Origin of the sequence: Ensifer adhaerens, assembly GCF_020035535.1 — a bacterium.
Classification (GTDB): domain Bacteria; phylum Pseudomonadota; class Alphaproteobacteria; order Rhizobiales; family Rhizobiaceae; genus Ensifer.
In genome coordinates this window covers 1922939-1945144 of record NZ_CP083350.1, presented here as the reverse complement: position 1 = coordinate 1945144, position 22206 = coordinate 1922939, and the positions used below count along the sequence as shown (strand labels likewise).

General features: G+C 57.6%; 20 protein-coding genes. 12 read left to right on the top strand and 8 right to left on the bottom strand.

The genetic code is table 11. From position 1 onward, the window contains the following. The first annotated feature begins 56 nt into the window (after positions 1 to 56). From LAC81_RS29150 to LAC81_RS29125, 6 genes are all read left to right on the top strand, one after another. The gene (locus LAC81_RS29150; protein ID WP_328717882.1) at positions 57 to 1652 is read left to right on the top strand and encodes a sugar ABC transporter ATP-binding protein; all 1596 of its coding nucleotides are present in this window, start codon (positions 57 to 59) and stop codon (positions 1650 to 1652) included. Continuing rightward, entirely contained in the window at positions 1642 to 2622 is a 981-nt protein-coding gene (locus LAC81_RS29145) for an ABC transporter permease (protein WP_223728156.1), read from the top strand. Before LAC81_RS29150 ends, LAC81_RS29145 begins: the two co-directional genes overlap by 11 nt. A gap of 1 nt (position 2623) precedes the next feature. Then, positions 2624 to 3610 (top strand): ABC transporter permease, encoded by a 987-nt coding sequence (locus LAC81_RS29140; protein WP_223728155.1) that lies wholly within the window; start codon positions 2624 to 2626, stop codon positions 3608 to 3610. Further along, a complete protein-coding gene (locus tag LAC81_RS29135; protein WP_223728154.1) occupies positions 3595 to 4611 on the top strand; it encodes a sugar ABC transporter substrate-binding protein in 1017 nt (338 codons plus the stop codon). The genes LAC81_RS29140 and LAC81_RS29135 overlap by 16 nt, the downstream gene beginning before the upstream one ends. A 178-nt stretch (positions 4612 to 4789) precedes the next feature. Beyond that, a complete protein-coding gene (locus LAC81_RS29130) occupies positions 4790 to 5131 on the top strand; it encodes a YciI family protein (protein ID WP_223728153.1) in 342 nt (113 codons plus the stop codon). Between the two features lies 1 nt (position 5132). Beyond that, positions 5133 to 5852, top strand: a complete 720-nt coding sequence (locus LAC81_RS29125; RefSeq protein WP_223728152.1) for an SDR family NAD(P)-dependent oxidoreductase — start codon at positions 5133 to 5135, stop codon at positions 5850 to 5852. 560 nt (positions 5853 to 6412) lie between these two features. Here the strand turns inward: LAC81_RS29125 and LAC81_RS29120 are convergent. Further along, complete coding sequence (locus tag LAC81_RS29120) at positions 6413 to 6745, bottom strand: putative quinol monooxygenase (protein WP_223728151.1); 333 nt, start codon at positions 6743 to 6745, stop codon at positions 6413 to 6415. Positions 6746 to 7396: 651 nt separating this feature from the next. On the opposite strand from LAC81_RS29120, the gene LAC81_RS29115 reads away from it, so the two are divergent. The 3 genes from LAC81_RS29115 (at position 7397) to LAC81_RS29105 (ending at position 10848) form a co-directional block, all read left to right on the top strand. Then, positions 7397 to 9385: a methyl-accepting chemotaxis protein gene (locus tag LAC81_RS29115; protein ID WP_223728150.1), complete on the top strand. Its 1989-nt coding sequence runs from the start codon at positions 7397 to 7399 to the stop codon at positions 9383 to 9385. Between the two features lie 87 nt (positions 9386 to 9472). Then, positions 9473 to 9802 (top strand): hypothetical protein, encoded by a 330-nt coding sequence (locus LAC81_RS29110; RefSeq protein WP_223728149.1) that lies wholly within the window; start codon positions 9473 to 9475, stop codon positions 9800 to 9802. A gap of 467 nt (positions 9803 to 10269) precedes the next feature. Continuing rightward, positions 10270 to 10848, top strand: a complete 579-nt coding sequence (locus LAC81_RS29105) for a PIN domain-containing protein (protein WP_223728148.1) — start codon at positions 10270 to 10272, stop codon at positions 10846 to 10848. A gap of 246 nt (positions 10849 to 11094) precedes the next feature. Here the strand turns inward: LAC81_RS29105 and LAC81_RS29100 are convergent, their stop codons facing one another. From LAC81_RS29100 to LAC81_RS29075, 6 genes are all read right to left on the bottom strand, one after another. After that, positions 11095 to 11805, bottom strand: a complete 711-nt coding sequence (locus LAC81_RS29100) for a hydrolase (RefSeq protein ID WP_223728147.1) — start codon at positions 11803 to 11805, stop codon at positions 11095 to 11097. A gap of 280 nt (positions 11806 to 12085) precedes the next feature. Then, entirely contained in the window at positions 12086 to 13021 is a 936-nt protein-coding gene (locus LAC81_RS29095) for a LysR family transcriptional regulator (protein ID WP_223728146.1), read from the bottom strand. A gap of 281 nt (positions 13022 to 13302) precedes the next feature. Then, positions 13303 to 13563 (bottom strand): hypothetical protein, encoded by a 261-nt coding sequence (locus LAC81_RS29090; RefSeq protein ID WP_223728145.1) that lies wholly within the window; start codon positions 13561 to 13563, stop codon positions 13303 to 13305. Positions 13564 to 13619: 56 nt separating this feature from the next. Then, the gene (locus tag LAC81_RS29085) at positions 13620 to 14531 is read right to left on the bottom strand and encodes an SDR family oxidoreductase (RefSeq protein ID WP_223728144.1); all 912 of its coding nucleotides are present in this window, start codon (positions 14529 to 14531) and stop codon (positions 13620 to 13622) included. Positions 14532 to 14608: 77 nt separating this feature from the next. Beyond that, the gene (locus tag LAC81_RS29080) at positions 14609 to 15346 is read right to left on the bottom strand and encodes an SDR family oxidoreductase (protein WP_223728143.1); all 738 of its coding nucleotides are present in this window, start codon (positions 15344 to 15346) and stop codon (positions 14609 to 14611) included. 512 nt (positions 15347 to 15858) lie between these two features. Continuing rightward, positions 15859 to 16518: a hypothetical protein gene (locus LAC81_RS29075; protein WP_223728142.1), complete on the bottom strand. Its 660-nt coding sequence runs from the start codon at positions 16516 to 16518 to the stop codon at positions 15859 to 15861. Between the two features lie 400 nt (positions 16519 to 16918). Here LAC81_RS29075 and LAC81_RS29070 point away from each other — a divergent pair, with 400 nt between their 5' ends. Then, positions 16919 to 19030 carry a DNA cytosine methyltransferase gene (locus tag LAC81_RS29070; protein ID WP_223728141.1) on the top strand — a complete coding sequence of 704 codons (2112 nt, stop codon included), beginning with the start codon at positions 16919 to 16921 and terminating at the stop codon, positions 19028 to 19030. Between the two features lie 227 nt (positions 19031 to 19257). Here the strand turns inward: LAC81_RS29070 and LAC81_RS29065 are convergent, their stop codons facing one another. Beyond that, positions 19258 to 19950, bottom strand: a complete 693-nt coding sequence (locus LAC81_RS29065) for a hypothetical protein (protein WP_223728140.1) — start codon at positions 19948 to 19950, stop codon at positions 19258 to 19260. A 611-nt stretch (positions 19951 to 20561) separates the two neighbouring features. Between LAC81_RS29065 and LAC81_RS29060 the strand changes: the two genes are divergently transcribed. Continuing rightward, positions 20562 to 20831 (top strand): hypothetical protein, encoded by a 270-nt coding sequence (locus LAC81_RS29060; protein WP_223728139.1) that lies wholly within the window; start codon positions 20562 to 20564, stop codon positions 20829 to 20831. An 843-nt stretch (positions 20832 to 21674) separates the two neighbouring features. Beyond that, a complete protein-coding gene (locus tag LAC81_RS29055; RefSeq protein ID WP_223728138.1) occupies positions 21675 to 22202 on the top strand; it encodes a hypothetical protein in 528 nt (175 codons plus the stop codon). The last annotated feature ends 4 nt before the right edge of the window (positions 22203 to 22206 follow it).

The following is a 22206-nucleotide window of genomic DNA, read 5'->3' as shown; positions in this document are numbered from 1 at the left end:
CACTTTCGTGGTCACGGCCGCGATCAATACATGTCTGGGAGGATTGAATTGTGAACATGCTGATAAATCCTGGAGGAGACAGGTCACCTGACACCGGTGCCGGTGAAGATAAGAGCTGGCTTGGTCCCGACCACCACGAGACGGCGAATCCTGCAGGGGCTGTCATGGCTCTCCGCGGCGTCGGCAAGAGCTTCGGTCGGTTGAAAGTCCTCGAGGGCATCGATCTTGATATATATCCGGGCGAAGTTCACGTCCTGCTTGGGGAAAACGGCGCCGGCAAGTCGACCCTGATCAAGACACTGTCAGGCATACATTCGCCTGACGCGGGCGAGATCCTTCTCGACGGCGCCCCGGTCAAGCTTTCCGGGCCCGGTCAAGCCCAGCGGCTCGGTATCGGCGTCATCCATCAGGAGTTGGCGCTCGTGCCCTACCTGAGCGTCGAGGAGAACATTGTTCTCGGGCGCGAGCCGAGGTCGTTGGTACCTTGCTCAATCGATCGAAGCGCGCAACGGAACATTGCCACGCGCGCCCTCGCGCTCGTCGGGTTTCAGGGCGATCCGAAGGGGAAAGTGGCGGATCTGACGATCGCAAAGCAGCAGCTCGTCGAGATCGCCAAGGCGCTTGCTCATCAGTCTCGTGTCCTCATCATGGATGAACCCACCGCCTCTATTTCAGAGCGGGACGCGACAAACCTTCACGACATCATCCGTGACCTCAAACGTCGCGGTACCGCAATCGTCTTCATTTCGCACCGGATGCGCGAAGTCTTCGACCTCGCTGACCGCGTGACGGTACTCCGCGACGGCCACAAAATTCTTACCACGGTTCCCAGCTCGACTACGCCGGAAGCACTGATCAAGGCAATGGTGGGTAGGACAGTCGGATCGTTCTACCAGCGGAAGCAAAGAAACGAGCCCGGCGAAACGATCCTCGAGACACGCTCCCTCGGTTCGTCCAACGGGATCGTCGACATGAACATTCTGGTTCGAAGCGGCGAGGTGGTAGGTCTAGCTGGGTTGGTCGGATCCGGACGCACGGAGTTCGCCCGGACCGTATTCGGACTGGATTCCAAGCGCGGGGGTGAGGTGCTCCTGCATGGTCGTCCGTTTAAACCGGATCCTGTCCGCGCTGTAAGATCAGGCATCGCGTTTGTTCCGGAAAGCCGCAAGGAAGAAGGACTCGCGCTGAGCAAATCGGTCAGCGACAACCTGACACTCGCCTCACTGTGGAGAATTTTCCCAAGCGGCATACGCTCGCGAACGAAGGCTCGTCGCATAGCACAGAAACTCGTCGACCGCCTTCGCGTTGCGACACGGTCGCTGTCGCAGCCCGTTCGAACCCTCAGCGGGGGCAATCAACAGAAGGTGGTGATCGGCAAATGGCTCCCGATGGAGGGCAACCGCAGACTGATCATCATTGATGAACCGACGCGCGGCGTTGATGTCGGCGCGAAAGCCGAAATTCTCGAACTCGTCGAAGGATTGGCTGCCGAAGGCAGCGGCATCCTGATGATAAGTTCCGAACTCCCTGAGATCGTCGGGTTCTGCGACCGTGTCTACGTTCTTCGGAGCGGCACGGTGCGGGGCGAGTTGTCAGGTGAGGAACTCACCGAGGAATCAATCATGAAATTGGCGGTGCACGATGGCCATTGATGTTGGAAAACTTGATCACCGGGGCCAGGGTGCGCTCAGCGCATTGTTGCGATCCCGATCGCTTGGAGTCAGCGTTGTTCTGCTGGTTCTCATTCCAGTGTTCGCTCTGCTGACTGATCGCTTCCTGCTACCGCAAAACCTAGTCAACATTGCGGGTCAGAGCTCCATTCTACTACTCATCGCGCTCCCGATGACGCTGATCATCTTGACCGAGGGGATCGATCTCTCCCCGGGTTCGCTGCTCAGCCTATGCGGGGTCGTCTTGGCGCTCGCGTTGGTTTCCGGATACTCGGTGCCAGTGGCCACGTTGTTCGCCGTGATCGTCGGTTTGCTGTTCGGCATTCTCAATGGGTTTTGCGTGGCCGCATTGGCGATGCCGCCCTTCGTAGTCACACTCGGAAGCCTCGGAATGGCGCAGGGGCTGGCGCTGGCCCTCACTGATGGCAATGCCGTCTCTGGATTGGGGCCGGAAATCGAGGCCTTCGCTGCAATCCATGTTTTCGGGCTGCCGCTGCTGGTTTTCATCGCCATCGGGGCCTACGGGATCTTTCATTGGCTGCTCTATCACACCGTGTTCGGCCGTTACGTCGTGGCAGTCGGAGGTAACCCCGAAGCCCTGCGGCTTTCCGGCGTTGGGGTGCGGCTCGTCAAATGTGCAGTCTATGCACTCTCAGGTGCGACTGCGGGCTTTGCAGCACTGTGCATGATCGCCCGGACGAACGCAGGGCATCCGACGATTGCGCTCGGCATGGAATTCGACGCTATCGCCGCCGTCGTACTGGGAGGCACTTCCTTCGAGCGTGGGAACGGTTGGTTGTTCGGCACGGTACTCGGTGTGCTTGCCATCGGCGTGCTCCGAAATGGCATGAACCTTGTTGGAATAGACACGTCACTTCAGCTCGTAGCTATCGGAGTTCTGGTGATCGCGGTGTTGCTGGTCGAACGACTTGCAGGCGAGAGGAGCGCTTAACATGGCCCACACATCTGAGCGGATGGACAACCGCGCCGTCCACACTTTGCCTCCTCTTGGACCAGAGCTGCGTTCGATACTGGTCCGGCTCATCGTACTCCTGGTGCTGTGCTTGTCCGTGTCGGTTCTGAACGAGAATTTCCTCTCGTTCGGGAACCTGGTCAATGTTCTGCGCCAGACCAGCCTGCTGTTCCTGATCGCTGCTGGTGGGGGCGTGGTAATCATCGCTGGCGCGATCGACCTATCGGTGGGAGCAATCCTTACGCTGTCTGCATGTGTTGCAGCGGGGGTCCTGCATGCAACCGGGTCGTCTGCACTCGCAGTTGCTGTCGCGCTTTCGATCGGGGTCTCGTGCGGTTTCATCAATGGCCTTTTGGTCGCATGGCTTCGGCTGCCGCCGTTCCTCGTGACCTATGGCATGCTGTGGATCCTCTCGGGTATCGCGCTCTACTACATGGGCGGAGTTCCGATCACCGGTTTCCCGGCCGAATTCCGGTTCCTTGGCAGCGGCTTTCTGCTCGGCCTGCCCGTTCCGATCTGGATCATGGCCGTGGTCGCTATCCTTGGCAGCGCGGTTCTGCATCTGACGACCGTCGGACAGCAAATTGTCATGATGGGTGCGAACCGAGCAGCGGCCGCACTCGCGGGCGTGCCGCTGCGGCGCAACCTCATCGGAGTCTATGTTCTTAGCGGTGCATGTGCGGGAATTGCGGCTGTTGTCGCGCTCGGTCGCGTCAACTCCGCCGATCCGGGAATGGGCGACCCATTCCTGCTGCCCTCGATCGCAGCGATCCTCGTTGGCGGGACGTCGCTCTTCGGTGGCACCGGAACGCTGTTTGGCACCGCTCTTGGAGCGTTGCTGCTGACGATCGTCCTCAACGCAATGAACATGCTCACCATCAGTTCGGCATGGCAGCCCTTTGCCACCGGCCTGGTTCTGGTGGGGGCGCTACTTGCCGACGCCTACCTCAATTGGCGCCGGGCCTGAATGACTATCCACCTGACAAAAATGGGAGAGAGAAAATGAAAAGAGCAGTTGCAGCGATTATGGTTTTGACAGCCTTTGTCTCGGGCGCACACGCGCAGGATAGCAAGGCTGGCGAGATCGCCGTCTTCACTAAAAACAACGTCGACCCCTTCTTCGAGGAGGCGCGTTCGGGCGCCACTCTAGCCGCGAAATCGCTCGGTTACTCGACCGTTCAATATGCACCGACCAGGCCGAACAATTTCCAGGAGCAAATCGCCCAGGTCGAGGATGCAATAACTCGGAAACCACTGGGCATGATCTTCGTTCCTGTTGACCGCAAGGGCATGAAACCTTCCGTCGACAAGGTAAGCGGCGCCGGTATCCCAATTATCAATTTTATCGACAGAGGCGAGGGCAATTTCACCTCCTACGTCGTCTATGACGATCACCAGATTGGTTTTGAAGTCACGACCCTCCTGGCGGAGAAATTGGGCGGCAAGGGCAACGTCGTCATCATCGAAGGCGTCAAGGGATCCACTACCAGTGACGGTCGCGTGGCTGGCGCCAAGGAAGCGTTGAAGAAATACCCGGGGATCACGTTGCTTGCGTCGCAGGCCGCGAACTACCAGCGTCTGCAGGCGCTCGCAGTCATGGAAAATCTCATGCAGCAATTCCCGCAGATCGACGGCATCATCGCCGCTTCCGACAACATGGCACTCGGCGCTATCGAGGCCATGGAATCCGCGGGCCGAGGCGGAGCTCAAGCGGTCAGCATGGACGGAACGATCGACGGGGTTCAGGCGGTTAGCGCCGGTCGCCTCCTCGCATCGAGTGAGTTCTCGGGCTTCCAGATGGGTTGCAGCGCGGTCGAGATCATCGATCGGCTGGCCAAGAAAGAGGCTGTTCCTGAAAGTCTCGTGCTGAAGGCGACGATTATCACGAAGGAAAATGCCGGAAACTTCGGCAAGCCGCTTGAACAGAGAACATGCAAGCAGCTGGCCGAACTTGGCCTTGGAAACTGACCTTTGAAGAAGCAGGGCCCGAACCGAACAGGTTTTGGGCCCTGTTGCCCATAATATAGCACGAGAGGGTGGGGTGGCCCCTTCCTTGCCGAGCGACACGAGCTTCATTCAAGGCCCGTTGGTTCGTTGAGCGCGCCCCTTCCCCGACCTATTAGCAACGAACCCGCAGGAGAGACCAATGCCGAGTCCTGGAGACAACATTTTCGTCTGCATTAGCCAGTACATGAAGCCCCTGAGCGAGGTGGACGCTCACCTTCCCGCACACATGGAATGGCTGCAAGAACAAGATCGTGCTGGGCGCACTATCGCGACCGGCAGGCAAGTGTCGGGCACCGGTGGCGTAAACCTGATGGCGGCGCGCGACCGGAACGAAATGCTGGAAATTCTCGGCACTGATCCGTTCCAAGTGCACGGGTGCTCCTCCTACTGGATCTTCGAGTTTGAACTCAACCCGGATCCAGCAAAAGGCCGACTGATGGATTACTTCTTCAGCGATGCATTTTCGGCAGGAGCGCCATGATATGAGGCTCGCCAACAAGGTCGCAATTGTCACAGGCGGTACCCGCGGCATTGGGAGCGCCATTGCAGAACGATTTGTCGAAGAGGGCGCCGTTGTCATTTCTGCTGATTTGATCGCCGAGGAGAAGATGAATGGCGACGGCATAGTCTCGCAGCGCCACGATGTCAGTAATCAGGCTTCCTGGCGGACGCTCGTCTCTCAAACTCTAGCGCCCTTCGGCAGGATCGATATCCTCGTCAACAATGCGGGGATGATAAGCCACAACACGGTAGAATCGGAAACGCTTGAATCCTGGCAGCGGGAGATCGATGTCAATCAAACCGCTGTGTGGCTGGGCATGCGAGAAGTGGTTCCAGCGATGCGGGAGAACGGCTCCGGATCAATCGTCAACGTCTCATCGATCTGGGGATTGGTCGCCGTTCCAAGTGCTATCGCCTACCACGCTTCCAAGGCTGCCGTCGTGAACATGTCGCGCTGCGCTGCAGTGAGTTTCGCCAAGGATCGAATTCGCGTCAATTCTCTCCACCCGGGGCTTACGCTAACTGAAATGGTAGCAGCTCAGGCAGCCGAGATCACTCAACGCGTCGTGGCCATGACACCACTTGGCAGGGGTTGTGACCCACGCGAGATTGCGAACGGAGCACTGTTCCTCGCAAGTGATGAAGCCAGCTTCATAACGGGTACTTCGCTCATTGTGGATGGCGGGTATACAGCACAGTAGTTTTGGCTTTTCGTGGATGTCGCCCCTTCAATACCTGCAAGGAATTTGTCGGGCACGTTTCACGGAGACTGAAGCGGCAGAACGAGGCTAGGGATGGCGGCGGAGCACCGGGCCACGGCACATCCGCAGAGGATGGACGTGCCATCTGGATGCCGCCTCGGTCGCAGCGTCGCCGTCGCAGTCCGTAACGGTCTGCGACGACCCCCGGCAGCCTGGAAGCTGGTTCGGCGACAAATCGAAGCGGAAATGGTCTGCAATCGCCAGCCGCAGGTCCGAAATTCGATGCGGCGCCCCCTTCAAAGGAGACGTGTTCGTCACGAATACGACCGTTCCGGCAGCATCCAAACAGCCGAATATACTTCGACATTACTGCCTTGGCGATCGAAGCCTGCTTCGAGAGCTGCGATAATGGCGTGGTGGGGTACGGGAATTGAACGAGTCCCGACCTTGTCAACAATTGGCCTGACTGCCCTGCTGGTGTTTTCTATGATCGCATCTTGATAACGTCCGACAACTCAGTTGTCGGACGCGCTCGTATTCAAACTCGGGAATTCAGATCTCTAAGACGTTGTTTTGCTGGAGAAAAATGCGAAGTCTTCCCGCAGTGGCTCCCAGTACTCCATTCTCCTGGGAGCACGTAGAATTTCCGGCAAGCGGGCCTCATAAGTCTTGCGATATTCCCGTGACATCTGAACCTCCAGGAAATCAGCCTTGTCGGACCATGTCTCATAAAGCATGAACCGCGTCGGATCCTCTGGATCCCGATTGAGCACTGTGTTGACGAATGTCTTTTCGTGTCGCATCGCGTCGAGCACAGGGGTCACCAGCTCGACGTACTCTTTCTCGTGTCCGGGTTTGACGTGGTTTGAGACCACCACCACAAATTCGCTCATATCCAACCTCGTTTTCAACCAACTAATGTGCACCTGTTATAATGGTGCTCACGCAAGCCTCTTGTTGTCAAGGCTGATTGGCCAGGCGTGGCAAAGCGCAAATCTCCACGAGGAGATCCGCCGTGCCCGGACTACGTAGAACCCCTTCTGGTTATCTGGACAACGGGTGTTAGCTCCAGTCCACCCACCTGGGCGTGGAAGATGTTGACTCACCGATTATGATGGTGCATAAATCAGTTGATCCGCTTGCAAGCGAGTTTGCGGTTGGCACTCTGAAACCCCGCACGGGCCGCAGGCGCACCCAGATACCACGCGTATTCGATCCCGTCGGGGAGACCTGGGCAGAGAGATGACAGTGTTAACGAAGATCTGGTGTCTTCGCGCGAAGTCTTGTAATAACTTCTGTTATAAATCGAGCCACGCTAAGCAACTCTCTCGTATTTGTAATATTATTTTCCAGCGAAAATCAACGATTGAAAAATTCGTAGTTCGATAACGATTTTATTCTAATCGTTATATTACCCGACAATGCTCGTCGGAGAACCTCCTCTCGCGTGAGGCGTTACCACCTGGCGGCAGAAATGAGTTCGGCGCACCAGAAGCGAAACGCCCTCGTCTGGAAATGTTCATATGCGGATTAAGAGCCAATTCATGATTCTGGCGTCGGCCACTGGCGTCGCCATTGCTGGCCTAGTCGCCAGTCTTTGGGGCTATGCGGACGCAGCCGCCGACGTCACGGGCGCATACGATCAGAAGTCCCGTTCCTACGTGCTCGCAGATAATTTTCGCCAATCGTCCGACGATCTGACCCGCCTCGTGCGCACATATGCTCAGACGGGCGATCCATCCTTCAGAGACCAGTACTACGCCGTGGTCGAAATCAATAACGGCACGCGCGCGCGGCCGGAGGACTATCACCGCATCTACTGGGATTTTGTCGCCGGCGGAGAAGCAAAACCTCGCCCCGACGGGGCCACCATTTCCATGCACGATCTGATGAAGCAGGCGGGTTTCACAGATGAGGAGTTTGCCCTTCTCGATGAAGCAGGAAAGCGCTCGGACGCGCTGATCAGCCTTGAGACACAGGCCATAGAACTGGTGGACAATGCCGCCAGCCTCGGCCCCAACGTCAAAGCTAAAGCCTCGCAAATGCTGAACTCGCCCGATTACCACAAGATCAAAGCCCAGGTCTTGAAGCCGGTCGATGATTTCTACGTGAAGCTCGAAAGCCGGACGCAAGGCGCCGTCAACGAAGCAAACATCCGCGCGTCATATTATTGGGTACTTATCATCGTCGCCATGTCCGCGCTGGCGCTCATGCTGGCCGTCGTCGGTTTCGTCACCTTCAAGCGCATCCTCGGCGGCATGTACAAGCTCGGCAGTTCGATGGGTCGCGTTGCCGACGGACAACTGGAGACTCAGATCGAGCTCGCCGCAAACAATGACGAAATCGGCGACATGGGTAAGGCTCTCGAAATCTTCCGCCAGGGCGCGATCGCCAACCGGCGCCTGGAGCAGGAGGCGGCGGAAAACCGCGAGCGCGCCGAAGTCGAGCGCGTCGCCCTGCAGGAGAAGGCCGAGGCCGATGCGGCCGAGCGGTTGCGTGTCGCAACATCCGGGCTTGCAGCTGGCCTGAAGCGACTGGCTTCCGGAGACCTCGCCTTTCAGCTCAACAGCGCCTTCGCACAGGACTTCGAGGCGCTGCGTCAAGATTTCAACCAGTCCGTAGCGCAGCTCGGCTCGACGCTTTCCGAGATCTCCGGCTCGATCTCAACCCTCGACACCGGAACTCGTGAGATCGCTGCCGGTACAGATGACCTCTCCAAGCGCACCGAACACCAGGCGGCGTCGCTTGAGGAAACAGCAGCGGCGCTCGATCAGATCACTGTCAACGTCGCCAATTCCTTCAAACGTACCGAGGAAGCGAAAGACGTCGCCAGCCGCGCCAACCATTCGGCCGCGGAATCCGCTCAGGTCGTCTCCCACGCCGAAGAGGCCATGCGCAAGATCGAGGAAAGCTCACAGCAGATCTCCAACATCATCGGCGTGATCGACGAGATCGCCTTCCAGACGAACCTGCTTGCCCTCAATGCAGGCGTTGAAGCAGCCCGCGCAGGCGAGGCTGGGAAGGGCTTTGCCGTCGTCGCACAAGAGGTGCGAGAGCTTGCCCAGCGCTCCGCCCAGGCAGCAAAGGAGATCAAGGGCCTGATCCACAACTCGTCAGCCGAGGTCGAAAACGGAGTGAAACTCGTGCGTAACGCCGGGTCGGCGCTGAAGACGATCAGCGATTTCATCGTCGAGATCAATGCGCACATGGAATCTATCGCGACCTCGGCAAAGGAACAGTCCGTCGGGCTTGCGGAAGTGAACACGGCCGTCAACGCCATGGACCAGACGACGCAGCAGAATGCCGCGATGGTTGAAGAGTCGAACGCAGCCTCCAACACGCTCGCCAACGAAGCGGTGCGCCTCAGAGAACTTGTCAGCCAGTTCAAACTCGAAGGTGCCAGCAATCTGCATCCGGGTACGGCCCGGGCTCCCTCAAAGACTGAAGCAAGGCCGCCGCAGAAGTCGTTGCGCAGTTTCGCATCGGCTGGCAATGCCGCACTCGATATGAAAAACGACTGGGAAGAGTTTTGAGGTTTTTGCAGCTTGGCCGTGACTACATTCACCCGCCGCGCGCCACATTGTGAAATATCACATGCAGGCCGCGGCGGATGTCAGATCATGATCGAGCGCGACGGCCCGTTGTCTCAGACGAAAAGTCGCCCCACTCCTCCGCTGCACCCGGCACTCGCACGCATGAAAGGTGGCGAGCGCTCAGGCGGAACCAGACAGCCTTCCACGCGTTCGGCTTTCATGGACATACGCGAACACCGCGAGCGCAAGTTGATAGCGATGCTCCGAGCTTCGGCAAGCCTACACTTTCCAGATCCTGACGAGGCGGATGCCGAAGTCGAACGGGTACTTCTCGCGGCCATCAAGGAAGCTCAGGTAGGGCTATCTCATCGCGACAGGAAGCGGCAGCTGCTCCGTATCATGAATGTTCCTTCTTAAGCGCTTATTGTTGGCCGCTGAAGAGTTCCTTTGTGCTTTGAGGAGCGTTGATCCAAGGCTGGCCAAAGAGGCGCTGCAACAGTCCTTGCAACGCGCGGCTCTATCCTTTTCTCGTTTTTAAGGTAAACGAATCCTTAAAAGGGAGCCGGCGTCTTTCGCCTATTCCTCCGGGACGCCTTTGCCCAGTAGCCGTCCGGCCGACACGCGTGAAACATCTTCTTCATACTTCACAACGAAGCGCCCGCCGCTCGCCTTAACATATTGGGGGCCCGAGTCTTTTGCCGCTTCAAGGAGCTCGGAAAAACGCTTTCGCGCCTCCGCTTCCGTCCAGCTTTGTTCACTTGCCTTCACGTTAGCAGCGCTCCGAAACCCAGTTCCGAATCCATTATAGCTTTGTTTACCCACTTGGCGAAACCTTCAATGAGGCTGTTTGGTGAATCGCGCCACGTTCGGAAGGTGTGCTGCCGATGTTGCAAGACCGTATCCTGCTAGACACCAATTTGATTAGCGAAGCCCAAAAGCCCCGGCCTCTCCAAGAGGTCGCCGACTGGTTCGAACGCTTAGGCGCCGGCACGATCGCCTTGCCCTTCCCCGTGGTTTTCGAGGCAGAGTACGGGATTCGCCTCAAACAGCCTGATGACCCTGCCAGGGCACTTAGGCTCCTCGCCTGGCTGGACGAAGTGTTGGCATCCGACTTTCACTACCCAGAAATCACGATCGAGGTCGCGCGCCTTTACGCCCGAATGGCCGCGTGCCCGCCGATGAAACACTTCTGGTGCCCGGACCTCACACCCGACAACAAGCGGAAGCGCTTAAAGTTCGGGTGCGACCCAATGATCGCCGCGGTCTCCATCACCCACCGAATTCCAATTGCAACCCTGAATGTCCGCGACTTTCTCGCCATCGACGAATTTTTTCCGATCCCCGGCCTCTATAATCCTGCTCGCAACGAGTGGGCTATCGATCCACCGATCGGCTGGGCGCTGCAGATGAGCGCCAATGATGATCGCGCTGACGACGGAAACATCATCCGCCTCGTGCGTTGAAGCAACTGCGCAGTAGGTGAGGAAATCACGACGACTTCGCGCCTTCCAATCGATCAGCCATTTGCGACTTACCAGACTGCGGCTGTTCAGCGCTGACCCGGGCCAACTATAGCCCACCGGGGTCGAGCGATCCTGTTGGTCTGGCTGGCCGCCCGAACAGGACTCCGACCCAGAAAGAACCGGGAGCAAGCTCTCTTGCTCCCGGTTCGTAGCGTCGGCTTTCAGCGATGGGATCGCCGAACAGCCTTACTTCTTCTGGCCTTCCTGAGCACCGAACATGGACTTGGCGTAGAAGATGCCCAATCCATGTGCGCCGCCATGCTCCTGGGCGATTTTGGTCACGGCTTCGTAGGTATCCCGGCGTGCCCAGTCGCGCTGGTATTCGTACAGCACCTGCATCCAGGTCACCGGCTGTGCACCCGCTTGCACCATGCGCTGCACAGCAGCGTCATGAGCTTCCTTGCTCGAACCGCCGGAAGCATCCACCACGATGTAAACCTCGTAGCCTTCGTCAAGTGCGCTCAACACCGGCAGCGTCAAACATACTTCGGTCCACAGGCCGGCCATCACCAGCTTCTTGCGGCCGGTCTTCTCCACCGCTTTGACCAGGTTCGGGTCTTCCCACGCATTCATGATGGTTCTGTCGATGATGGGCGTATCCGGGAAGGTCTTGGTGATGCTCGGATCCAGAGGGCCGGCAAAGCCGGCGGCAGTGATCGAGGTCAAAACAGTCGGAACGTTGAATGCCTTGGCGGTTTCAGCCAACGCAGCCACGCTATTCATCACATCATGCCGGTCGTGACTTTCCACGCCGAAGTACATCTGCGGCTGGTGGTCGATCAGGATGACTGCAGAATTTTCCGGGGTCAGCAGCTTGGGGCTGGCGCCCGCGGCAAGCGCTGGTACAGAGGACAAACCGACCACCAGAGCGGTCAGCAGTTGCACGAACTTCTTCATCTTAATCTCCTTCTAAGGAATGGCAGTGATCGCAACATGCCAACCTGGAGCCCGTTGGGAGCGAGCTTTCAAAACCATCGGAGCGTCGACGTGGGAGGCGCTGAACTCTGATGGTGAGATTAATCTAGGAAGCGTCCATCGCATTGAGAATGGAAATAATGGAATGACATTCTTTCCATTTTTTATGCCGCGGGATCCGCGCCTGAAAAAGCGGTGAGGACCACTCGGGGTTCGTGTCCCAAGAGGGGCTGCACCGTTCCGTCAACTAGTCGGCACAGAGCTACAGACGGCTGTCGTTCTCGTTTTTCTGTGCCCAGGGCTGCTTTGCCATGCGCTCGGCCAGATAGCTGATCAGCGCCTGCACTCGGGCCGGACGCCTTCGCCCAGGCGGGGTCACAATGTGAAGCGCGACCGGTTCGGCCTGCCAGTCTTGCATGACCACCTCAAGCCGCCCTTTCTGCAATTCCTCCCACACTAGGAACTCCGCCTGCAATGCCAGCCCCCGTCCAGCTAACAGCGCGGGCATAAGCGCGTCGGCATTATTCGCATGCAACTGGGCGCGCACGGCTTGGGTGAATTCTCCATGCCGGGCATGGTGAAAGCGCCAGTTTTCGCCGCTGCATGAGTTACTGTACTGCAGTGTGCGATGGTTCGCTAACTCGCGTGGATGCTCCGGCCGCCCGTGACGTTCGAAATATGCGGGGGCGCCCACCAACAGAACGCTTACAGGACATAGGCGCCGCGCCAGAAGGCTGGAGCTTTCCAAACTCGAAATGCGCAGCGCGAGATCGAACCTGCTGCCTATTAGATCGACCATTTCATCATTGAACTGCACGTCGAGGGTGACGTCGGGATAGGTTGCCATGAATTCCGGCAGCATCGGCGCCAGGTGTACAATACCGAACGACATCGGCGCCGAGACCCGGATCAATCCCTGCAGGCTTGTCGAATGCTCCGCGATGGCCGCTTCCACTGCTTCACCCTCATCAAGAATGCGGGTGGCTCGGTCCAATGCGAATTCGCCGCTTTCGGTCAACGACATGCGGCGTGAGGTACGATGGAACAGCACTGTTTTGGTGCGGGCTTCCAGGCGCGAAATCGCCTTAGATACCGTGGCCTGCGACAGTGAAAGCTCATTGGCTGCCCGCGCAAATGAACCAGTCTCCGCCACTTTGGCAAAGATGGCCCACGCCTCTAGGTCAGGTAGTCTACTCATGATTGGCCCGCGACGGACCCTTGCAGATCCATGAAAACAGAGGGAACGATTGCATTGGCGATTGTTAACTCCAGGACAGCTCCCGCCAATTGGTGCGTGAATGGAAAGAACAAGATTTGCCCTTTCCATCCTCCCCATTAACAACTGCGAACACAATCTAAAAGCATCGAATGGCGCGTTCGCATCAGTGCTGGCCCAGGCCCTATCTGGGGCGCTCCCAAGGTTGGCAGAACGAACCCTTTCAGATGACGGCGATCTTATAGGCGAATGTGCATTGCTGACTAGCTGAGCATCAGCAAACAACCAGCCGCGATCGCGGGTGGCAGGAAGACCTGGGGAAGGATGACAAGCTCTTCCTTGAAGGGGTAGCCAGCCTTTGAGATGCCGATCCACATGTTCACAATCGATATCACCAGCCAGATTGAGATGAAGAGCCTTACTATCTGTGCATTCGGAAATTGCCCGATGTGCCAAAGCCATCCAAACGCGACGAGCAAGGCCAGCAACACGAAGCCGCAAGCAACGATAATCAGAGTATGCACCCTTAGAGTTCCCTTTAAAGAGAAGATTAGATCGACGGGGGCTTCAAAGCCCCCATTTAACACGCGTCAAGGTTTGCGGGCACAAGCAGGTCTTCCAGCCCAATCCGGCGGAACATCTCCGCCCTCACGCGGTCTGCAACGCCATTAACGATCTCGGCGCCATCTTGAGACGGGTCGATGTGGACTCGGAAAGGCCTCTTGCCGAACGGCTTACCAACAACCTCGACAATGGCGACGGCAACCTCTGCAGCGTCTGCATCAGCAGGCTCCAATGAGGCCAGCCCCTGCAACGCCTGCTCCGAAACTCCTTTGTAAGGCCCATCTACATATGCGCTGGCTCGGGCTTCGTCAGCGGGCCTGCCAGAGTGGGCAAAATGATTGGTGCCCTTGGTAAAAGCACCTGGAACGATGATTGAGGTTTCGATGCCCCACCTCGTGAGCTCCGAGGCATAGGAAACGGCAAGTGAGTCCATGGCCGCCTTGGCGGCAAAGTAGGGCGACAGGAACGGCGGCGTACCGCCGCGAGTACTCGAAGAAGAGATCCAGACGACCAGTCCTCTTTTCGCGGCGCGCATGTGCGGAAGGGCCGCTCGGTTGAGCCGCTGCGTCGAAAGGACGTTTACATCGTAAAGCTGGGCGAACTGCCCAGGCGTGAACGCCTCCGCGGGGCCAAAAGACATGTGCCCCGCATTGTGAACCAGCACATCGATGTGTCCGGTCTCTGCAATGATCGATGAGACAGCCGCTTCGACAGAGGCTTCATTTTGGACGTCGAGTTCGACAGTTCGAAGATCGACCTTATGCTGCCCAGCATAGTTTGCCGCATCGGCTACGGCCTTGAGGTTTCGCCCGTTCGTGTCGCGAACGCCCGCATATACGGTATGGCCGCTTTGTGCCAAGGCGCGTGCTGCAAGAGCGCCGAACCCGCTTGAGGCACCAGAAATAAGGATTACTTGATTGGTCGACATCGCTTCCCTCCTTGAGGGTCATATTTGAATAAACTAGGCGCCTGAAAATTCAGGCACCCGGTCCGAGATGTATTGCGTCAAACAACGCCGCCGTTGGCTCTCAAGACCTGGCCGTTGATCCACTTGCCGTCAGGGCCAGCAAGGAAGGCCACGACGCTGGCAATATCTTCGGGTGTCCCGAGCCGCTCGAGCGGGTTCATCTTGGCCATGCGCTCGATCAGTTCGTCCGACTTTCCTTTGAGGAAGAGATCCGTGGCGGTCGGACCGGGAGCGACTGCATTCACGTTGATGTTTCGGCCTCGCATCTCCTTGGCCATAATCGCAGTGAGTGTTTCCACAGCGGCTTTGGTCGCGGCATAAACGCCGTACGTTTCGAGTTTCAGCCCGACAACCGTCGTAGAAAAGTTGATGATCCGGCCACCATTGCGCATACGGTTCGCCGCCTCGCGAAGGGTATTGAAGGTCCCCTTGAGATTGATGTCGATCTGCTTGCTGAAATTGTCGTCGTCAGCCTTTGCCAGCGGTGCCAACATCATCACGCCGGCGTTATTGACAAGGACATCAACACCACCGAAGTCGGCCTCGGCGGAGTCAAACATGCGCTTGACCGCCGTTGCATCTGAAACATCAGCCTGCACCGCCACCGCCTTGCCGCCTTCCCGCCCGATCTCGCTGACAACGGCGGCGGCGGCATCTGAACTTCCAGAATAGTTGACTATGACGGAAAAGCCGTCGCGGCCGAGCCGCTGGGCGACTGCAGCACCAATGCCGCGAGATGCGCCGGTTACAAGGGCAACTTTTTGTGTAGCAGACATTTTCTTCTCCGTTGTGGCCGCGAGTGTCGCGCTTCATGACGGAGTTAGATTTGCCACGTCTTCCCTCTCGGATAATCTGTCGTTCTTCCGCAATAGAATCCGAGAATCACGAACAATCGCATCGCCATATTCACTCACTGGCAGCTTCGATTCGCGTTTCCGCCAGCCTTCAGCCCATTCCTGGTATTTGCAGCAAGTCTGCCGCGGGCGCTTCCTTTGCGTTTTCTGCCGTTTCGTATTCAAGCCAAGCGAGGTGGATAAGAATGCGCGGCGAGGTCAGAGTTGTTTGTTGCCATTTCCGCGTCAGATCAGCCTTCCGCACGCCGCGCAATTTGCGGGATTCTACGTAAAATCGCGGGAACCAGTCTCCACGATGGCGGTTTACAATGCGAGCCCGAGTGTTCCCCTTCCCCCAGCTAGGGCTCAGTGGATGTAAACTCTCTCTTTGGCCCCTTAATCGCCTTCGGGGCCACTTCTTTTCAGCGCCCCAAGGGCGTTGCGGCAATATCCGATCAGGGTGATGAACGCGGAACGTCCCACAACACGTCTGATAAAGCAGATGCGATCCCGTCCGCGTCGGACTGATCGAATTGAGTTGTTCGCTGGCCATTGATCAGCAGTTCTCCGAGCATCGTACGTAGGGGAAAATTCAGCCTGATTTCTCGCCCCAACGTGTCCTTGAAGACATAGCTCTCAACGTCCGCCTCGCGTTCGATCGATATGCCGTCAACTCCGTAAATGCAGACGTAGGGATGCACCGCGCACCATGCGTGCGCGAAATCGGGCGAATTGACGACTTTCGGCATGTCATTGGCGAGCGTCACGATCTCAGATTCGCGCAGCGCGGCCCCGATGCGGGTAAACGTGTCTTCAAGCGAACCCTGCGGATGATAGCTGCTTTCGCCACTCTCTTCCCAATGCACCCAACTGGTGTTTCCGAGTTCAATTAGGCTGTAACAGAGCTCGACGACCTCCAACTTCGCCCATGTTGCACGCTCGCACCCGCTTAGCGCCGGGCCTTCGAAGATCAGGACAATCGGCAAAAAACTGTAGTCGTCGACTTCGAAGCGCACAGTGATCGCTCGCCTATCCTCCACGACGGAAAGCACCAGCCCCAGTTCCTGCATGAGGGCGCCGAACCGCACAGTTATCTGGCTCAGTACGTCATCCATGTATCCGCGCATCTTCTGCTCCACCCAGACCTGTCCTCGGGAGGCAAGATTCGTCAGCAGTTATGCAAAGATCAAAAAATGGTCGCGAAAATCCCTGTCAACAATTCGAGCATTTTTACGACGAAGAGGATGATCCACCGCTCTCAACAGAATGCATGGGCTGTTTCCTTCGCCGGAAAACTCTCCAACGCCTGACACTGGGGACACCAGGGAAAGTAGGTTGGGAGCCATAGCGGCATCTTCCAATCATCGCGTTCAAATGCTCGAATTTTATCGATCTCTTTGCCGTTGCTTCAACCCGTAGACGATAGAGATGCCACCGCACGTACCACGGAGCGAGAAGTTGTCGTCCACATCAGAGCTGCGGTTGCCGCCAACCAGGACCCAGGTAAACGACGCGTTGGCCACCGCCTCAAAGCGACTCCAGAAGATTCACGACAAGCTGGCCAGCCTTTATCTGGAAGCCGCCGACGAAGTGACCCGCCTTAAAGAGTTTGTTGCCGACGACATCCTCCGAGCTCACCTCGTGACGCATTGTGGCGTCTCCCGGAACGATGCCCCTGCCTTCATTGAATTCTCCGACAAGCTGGGACACGTCCGTCCCCTTCTTCGGGAGAAGAAAGTCAGCTTTCCGGTCATCAAGTCGCTGATTAAAGCCAGCTCTGCCACCCGGGACGCCGCGTTGTTGCGCATCACCGGTGGCGGGCTGATTGACACAAATGACGTACGAAGGATTGCCAGCGACGTTCGCAAGCAGGCTCTGAGCGCGGAAGAGCACTTCAAGCTCGGTCGGGCGCGCTTCCTAAAGAAGCATCGTTCCTCCCAAGTGCAGATTTCGGTCAGCGAATTCGAGGCGGGCGTCGAAGCATTCGTGGAGGAAGCAATCGACTTTCGTTTGCGTCACATTCCCTATCCAGAGCCTGACAGTCCTGACATCAACCCAAAAGACCCCACGTACAGGTTGGTATTCGGCAATCTGCGCACACAGGCGATCGGGTTACGGGAAAGCTTCGTGAAGCTGTTCGGAGAGATCGCGATCGCCCCAGCGGATTGGGACCGGGTCAACGAACGAAACCGCCAACGCATTCATCTCGAACAAGCGTTTTTCGCTCTGGAACGTTTCGCTAGCGGCCGCTTCGCGCACAACGGCGGTTTCGCCTTCGATCAAGATAGCGGGGACGTAACGTCGAACGAGCTTTTCGATGCTTTGTCGTACATCACGTCCGATGCCGAGTATGCCCCCACCAGCGATGAGCTTCGCGTTCGCGAGCCGAAGCCCACGGTTCTCGAGCTCTGCGCTGGGGCAGGCGGCCAGTCCATAGGTCTCGAAGCAGCCGGGTTCAGATCGGTCGGCCTCTTCGAAAAGGGGACCAATGCTGTCAAGACATTGAGACTCAACTGGCCTTCGTGGATGACGCGCAAAGCCGACATCACAAAAGATACACAGAGACTTTTCGCTCCCTACGCGGGCAAGGTTGACCTGGTTGCGGGAGGCATACCCTGCCAGGCGTTTTCAAGAGGCGGCAAGCAGCGAGGCGGCGACGATGATAGAGCGCTTTTTGGAACGGCTGTTGAGATCGTAGGTATCATAAAGCCCAAGGCATTCTTCTTCGAGAACGTGACAGGCTTTCAGGATAAGAAACACGGCTATTATCGAAGCGAGATAGCGAAACGTTTCGCTGAGATCGGATATGACGTCGCCATTCAAGAAATAGAGGCCTCCAAATTCGGAATTCCCCAACAGCGTAACCGCATCATCCTAGTCGGGATGCCTGCAGGCACAATCCATCGGTTCGCCATGCCACCGACCGACCTGATTCCCGAAGCGTACATTTCGGAGGCCTTGGGCGCTTTAATGTGCCCGCACCACACTCCAGAAAGCGATCGTGGTGCGAATGGCAGCGGAGATCTACGTAGTGCCCAACAAAGACTTTATGACGATTGGGCGGACGCCTGGCTTCGGCATAATGAGCGTCAACTTTCCCCTACCATCACCCAAATCAAGAAGAACCTGAGAGAATCGATCAAAACACAATGGGCCAAAAGGCTGATCGATATCGACGGATGTGCGGATAGTGCCCCCGCGGTAGAAGACATCACTGGTCTCGACTTCAAGCCCAAGCTGACTGTAGAGATGCTCAAGCGCCTCCAGGGATTCCCAGATTTCTGGCATTTCGTCGGAAGGGATGGATCCAGACTGAAACAGATCGGGAATGCGTTTCCCCCTCGGGTAGCAAGAGCCGTCGGCCTCGCATTGCTGAGCGCCATCACGGGGCGAGACGTGGATTACGGCACGGCGCTCCAGGGCCCCGACGTGCCACATTCTGCAATCAAGCGAAAACCGCCGCCGTTGAACAAGCGCTTGTCGCCGGAAGAGCTCTGGACCCAGCACGTGGTCAATCGAATTCCACTGAGCCTGATAGCGGGCAAAGGCAAGGGAGTCCGCGCTCGCATTGAGGCTCACGAGCTTATGCTGGCGCAGTACGAACCGCCCTGGCATATCGATAGTTGAGATAGCAAACGTCGCCACCCTCCCAGTCACTCGGTTCAGTGAGTTTCGGGACTTCCTAGCTCACGATGCGCTATCGATGCGTCCTCGCGAATCCACTCCTCAGCCAGGGGAGGAAGGCGGCACTCGTCTAGGGTCAAGCGCCGGTATCGAATACAGGCGTGTCGCGGCAATCCTATGAGTTCCACGACCGCGCTATCGACGCCCAATGCTCACGGTCTCCTGCAGCGCTACTTCCCAGACTGCGGCTGCTCGCGTCTCTGGATTGACCGGTCGTGTACCCATTTGTCCACGGCACGACCAACATCCCTCCCACGGTGAGTGTTGATCCGATCGACCTCCTGCCCGTCGATCAACAGGACGACGTCTTGATTTTCAAAAGCCGGAGGGAACTCCAGGACAAACTCGCGTCCGTGCTCGCTGACAAATCTGAGACTCTCCTTGCCCTGCTCGTCCCTTCGAAACTCAACTGTGACGTCCAGTCCAGCCGCTAGTTCGACGTGTTCATAAGCTTCAGCGATGAGGGGAGAACTTACGATGTTCGGGATATTCTCACCTGCCTGGATAATCTCGATATCCTCGAGCCATTCCGCGATGGCGCGCTTGTTCTCTTCGGCAGTGCCGTCCAGTTCGTAATCGCGCGTTCCCTGCAGCTCCCAATATCGCCATCCCGTGTCGCCGAGATCGATCGGGTAGTAGCACTCCATCTCAACCTCCACGTTTTCCCAGGACGCAAGCTTCTGCTTTGTCGTCGCGCGGCCGAAAAACCTGATGCTGACCGGTGAGAATGATTTCTTGTCGATATCGAAGTCTACGCGCAGATCGCCATCCTCCATGACCGCACTGACCTTCAGACCGTACTTCTCGAGAATGGGCGCGAAAGTCTCCTTCACTTCCGCCACAACATGTTTGAAATAGAACATCGGCTGCCTCCTGTGGTGTGTCCACCAACGATCGGATGCGGGCATGCAAGCCACCATACACATCCTTTCGGCAGTACAATTGTTGACAACGAGGCGAGACGCAGTTCCCCACACATTGTTGACAATATATTTATGTTTAACTAAGGGTTAATATTGCGCCAAAAGCACGCTACTCTTGACGTTACCACAATTTTGTAATAGTTTATATTATGAACTTGGAGATATGACTTGAACAACCACCTTCGGATAACGCAGTAACGACTTCTCCAACCCCTTCCGGGGGATGGATAGACCGTTTTCCGATTTCGACTTGCGCTTGCACAGTTCACAAGGTGGTCAGGTTGCCAACCATTTCCCGGGAACTCGCTCTAAGAGCCTTCCAAATGCTTAGCCCGAAGCGCAGAGATCAATCCGCGCGAAAGCGCACCCGCGTGAGAACATTCGGGAAAACGCTAGCTATAATTCCATTTCGAATAAGCGCCCCGCGATTCCGATCCATTTTCCATCCTGCGCGTTTCGAACAACTTTCGTAGAATCTTCGGACATCAGGAAGTGACCTGAAGCTCTGGCCAATGAGGCGAGGAACTGCACGTTCCGCGCACGGCGGAGCCATGGCCGAACGAGGAAAGGAAAAGCAGAGTTTGCATAACGATCTGATCCTAAAGACCCACGTGGAGCTCACGCGGGCGCTCCGGCTTTGCGGCAAAAACTCGATCAAGCCCCGAACCTGCGACTGCCAGACCGCTGGTCAGTGTGAGGCGCTCTTCTCGAGCTCGCCTCTCCTTGTGGCCGAGCGCCTGTCCTCGCTGGTCGCCGCGAGCAGCGACGCGTCGACGGCGATCACTGCATCGAACGCCGAGCACCACATAACCCGCTCGTAGCTCGTCGCCGTAGCGCCCAGCAGCGCTCAGCGGACCTCTCCATCCCCACCAACACTCTCTTTTCCACCGCTCGGTCCCCCGGCGCGGATCGGATCACCATGCCCATTCATCAAGCACAGAAAGGCTTGCGCATGCACGACTTCTACTCCTCCCGCACCGCCCGCATGATCGACGATCAAGACCCCTACGAAGGCATGTACGTCCTCGGAGACGACAAGCCCTCGCTCGACGTTTGCGACCACATCACCGCAACGAGCACGGGAAGCCGCGAAACGGATCCCGACACCACGCTCTATGATGAAGACGCTGACGAGGCGGAACGAGGTCGAGGTGTTTCTCCGTGCGACGGATCCCCGCCGTCGCGCTGCACGTGTTGCCACCCGTCTTCAGCGGAAGATCGAGGCCCGCCGCCTCGGCGGCCCCGCCTCCTGATCGTCGACGCATTCACATGCAGGCAACGCCCCAGGAAGCCATTCCGGCCGCAGCGACGCGACTGCGGCCGTCCAAAGTCATGATCGAAAGGATCCATAGTGAAGGCACTCCAGGTACTGCGTTTTATGAAGGAAGAACAGGCTCTGCAGATGATCGGCCGCGGCGCGTCGACACCGGAACATTCCGAGCTGCGTCCCGACCATCTTGCTTCGGGCAAGGTCGTCACGATGAGAGGCGGGGGCTGGGAAATACGACGCTGTTGGAGATCCCTGGTCCGAGGCCTGGGTTCCGCCCTCCCGCTCGACGGGCTCGCGCCAGCCCACGCCCCGTACGAAGGCGCACTGCCGGGGATGGCTTGTCGATCCCACCACAAACCGGTCCGTCGGCTTCTCGAGCACGCACGAGCTGCGAGTGGCAGCGATCCTGATGGCAAATCGGGCCGTCACAAACGTCGAAGATCAGCCCCCACCCATCCGCTTTCGCTGCGACGACGGCAAACTGCGCGAACACACGTTCGATTTCCGCGCCACGTATTTCAACGGGCGACGGATCGCCATCGCCGTGAAACCCAAGTCAGACGTCGTGAAGAGCGGCATTCGGCAAGTGCTGAGGCACGTCCGCCCGCTGCTTGGCGGCTTTGCCGACGAGGCCATCCTGCTGACAGACGAAATCGTCACGCTCAAGCACGGCTGGAACGCATGCAGCATTCTTAGAGCGCGGCGCGCGAGAAACCACGAAGACTGCGCGCGGATGCGCGACTTCTTTCGAGGAGTGCACGGTGCCGTGCACATCAGCCAGGTGGCGGTCCAGTTCGACAACCCCGCCGCCGCGCTGAATGCCATCTGGTGCCTCGTCTACGACGGCGTTCTGAAACTGGTCTTCCCCGACCAGAAGCTCGTCGACGCGCCTTACGTCATCAACGCCAAAACCACTCTGTAAGGAG

What these genes read in the sequence shown, in the direction of transcription:
- LAC81_RS29150 (WP_328717882.1), top strand. Translation starts at nt 57, where the DNA reads ATGCTGATAAATCCTGGAGGAGACAGGTCACCTGACACCGGTGCCGGT.
- LAC81_RS29145 (WP_223728156.1), top strand. Translation starts at nt 1,642, where the DNA reads ATGGCCATTGATGTTGGAAAACTTGATCACCGGGGCCAGGGTGCGCTC.
- LAC81_RS29140 (WP_223728155.1), top strand. Translation starts at nt 2,624, where the DNA reads ATGGCCCACACATCTGAGCGGATGGACAACCGCGCCGTCCACACTTTG.
- LAC81_RS29130 (WP_223728153.1), top strand. Translation starts at nt 4,790, where the DNA reads ATGCCGAGTCCTGGAGACAACATTTTCGTCTGCATTAGCCAGTACATG.
- LAC81_RS29125 (WP_223728152.1), top strand. Translation starts at nt 5,133, where the DNA reads ATGAGGCTCGCCAACAAGGTCGCAATTGTCACAGGCGGTACCCGCGGC.
- LAC81_RS29120 (WP_223728151.1), bottom strand. Translation starts at nt 6,745, where the DNA reads ATGAGCGAATTTGTGGTGGTGGTCTCAAACCACGTCAAACCCGGACAC.
- LAC81_RS29115 (WP_223728150.1), top strand. Translation starts at nt 7,397, where the DNA reads ATGATTCTGGCGTCGGCCACTGGCGTCGCCATTGCTGGCCTAGTCGCC.
- LAC81_RS29110 (WP_223728149.1), top strand. Translation starts at nt 9,473, where the DNA reads ATGATCGAGCGCGACGGCCCGTTGTCTCAGACGAAAAGTCGCCCCACT.
- LAC81_RS29105 (WP_223728148.1), top strand. Translation starts at nt 10,270, where the DNA reads ATGTTGCAAGACCGTATCCTGCTAGACACCAATTTGATTAGCGAAGCC.
- LAC81_RS29100 (WP_223728147.1), bottom strand. Translation starts at nt 11,805, where the DNA reads ATGAAGAAGTTCGTGCAACTGCTGACCGCTCTGGTGGTCGGTTTGTCC.
- LAC81_RS29095 (WP_223728146.1), bottom strand. Translation starts at nt 13,021, where the DNA reads ATGAGTAGACTACCTGACCTAGAGGCGTGGGCCATCTTTGCCAAAGTG.
- LAC81_RS29085 (WP_223728144.1), bottom strand. Translation starts at nt 14,531, where the DNA reads ATGTCGACCAATCAAGTAATCCTTATTTCTGGTGCCTCAAGCGGGTTC.
- LAC81_RS29080 (WP_223728143.1), bottom strand. Translation starts at nt 15,346, where the DNA reads ATGTCTGCTACACAAAAAGTTGCCCTTGTAACCGGCGCATCTCGCGGC.
- LAC81_RS29075 (WP_223728142.1), bottom strand. Translation starts at nt 16,518, where the DNA reads ATGGATGACGTACTGAGCCAGATAACTGTGCGGTTCGGCGCCCTCATG.
- LAC81_RS29065 (WP_223728140.1), bottom strand. Translation starts at nt 19,950, where the DNA reads ATGTTCTATTTCAAACATGTTGTGGCGGAAGTGAAGGAGACTTTCGCG.
- LAC81_RS29060 (WP_223728139.1), top strand. Translation starts at nt 20,562, where the DNA reads ATGGCCGAACGAGGAAAGGAAAAGCAGAGTTTGCATAACGATCTGATC.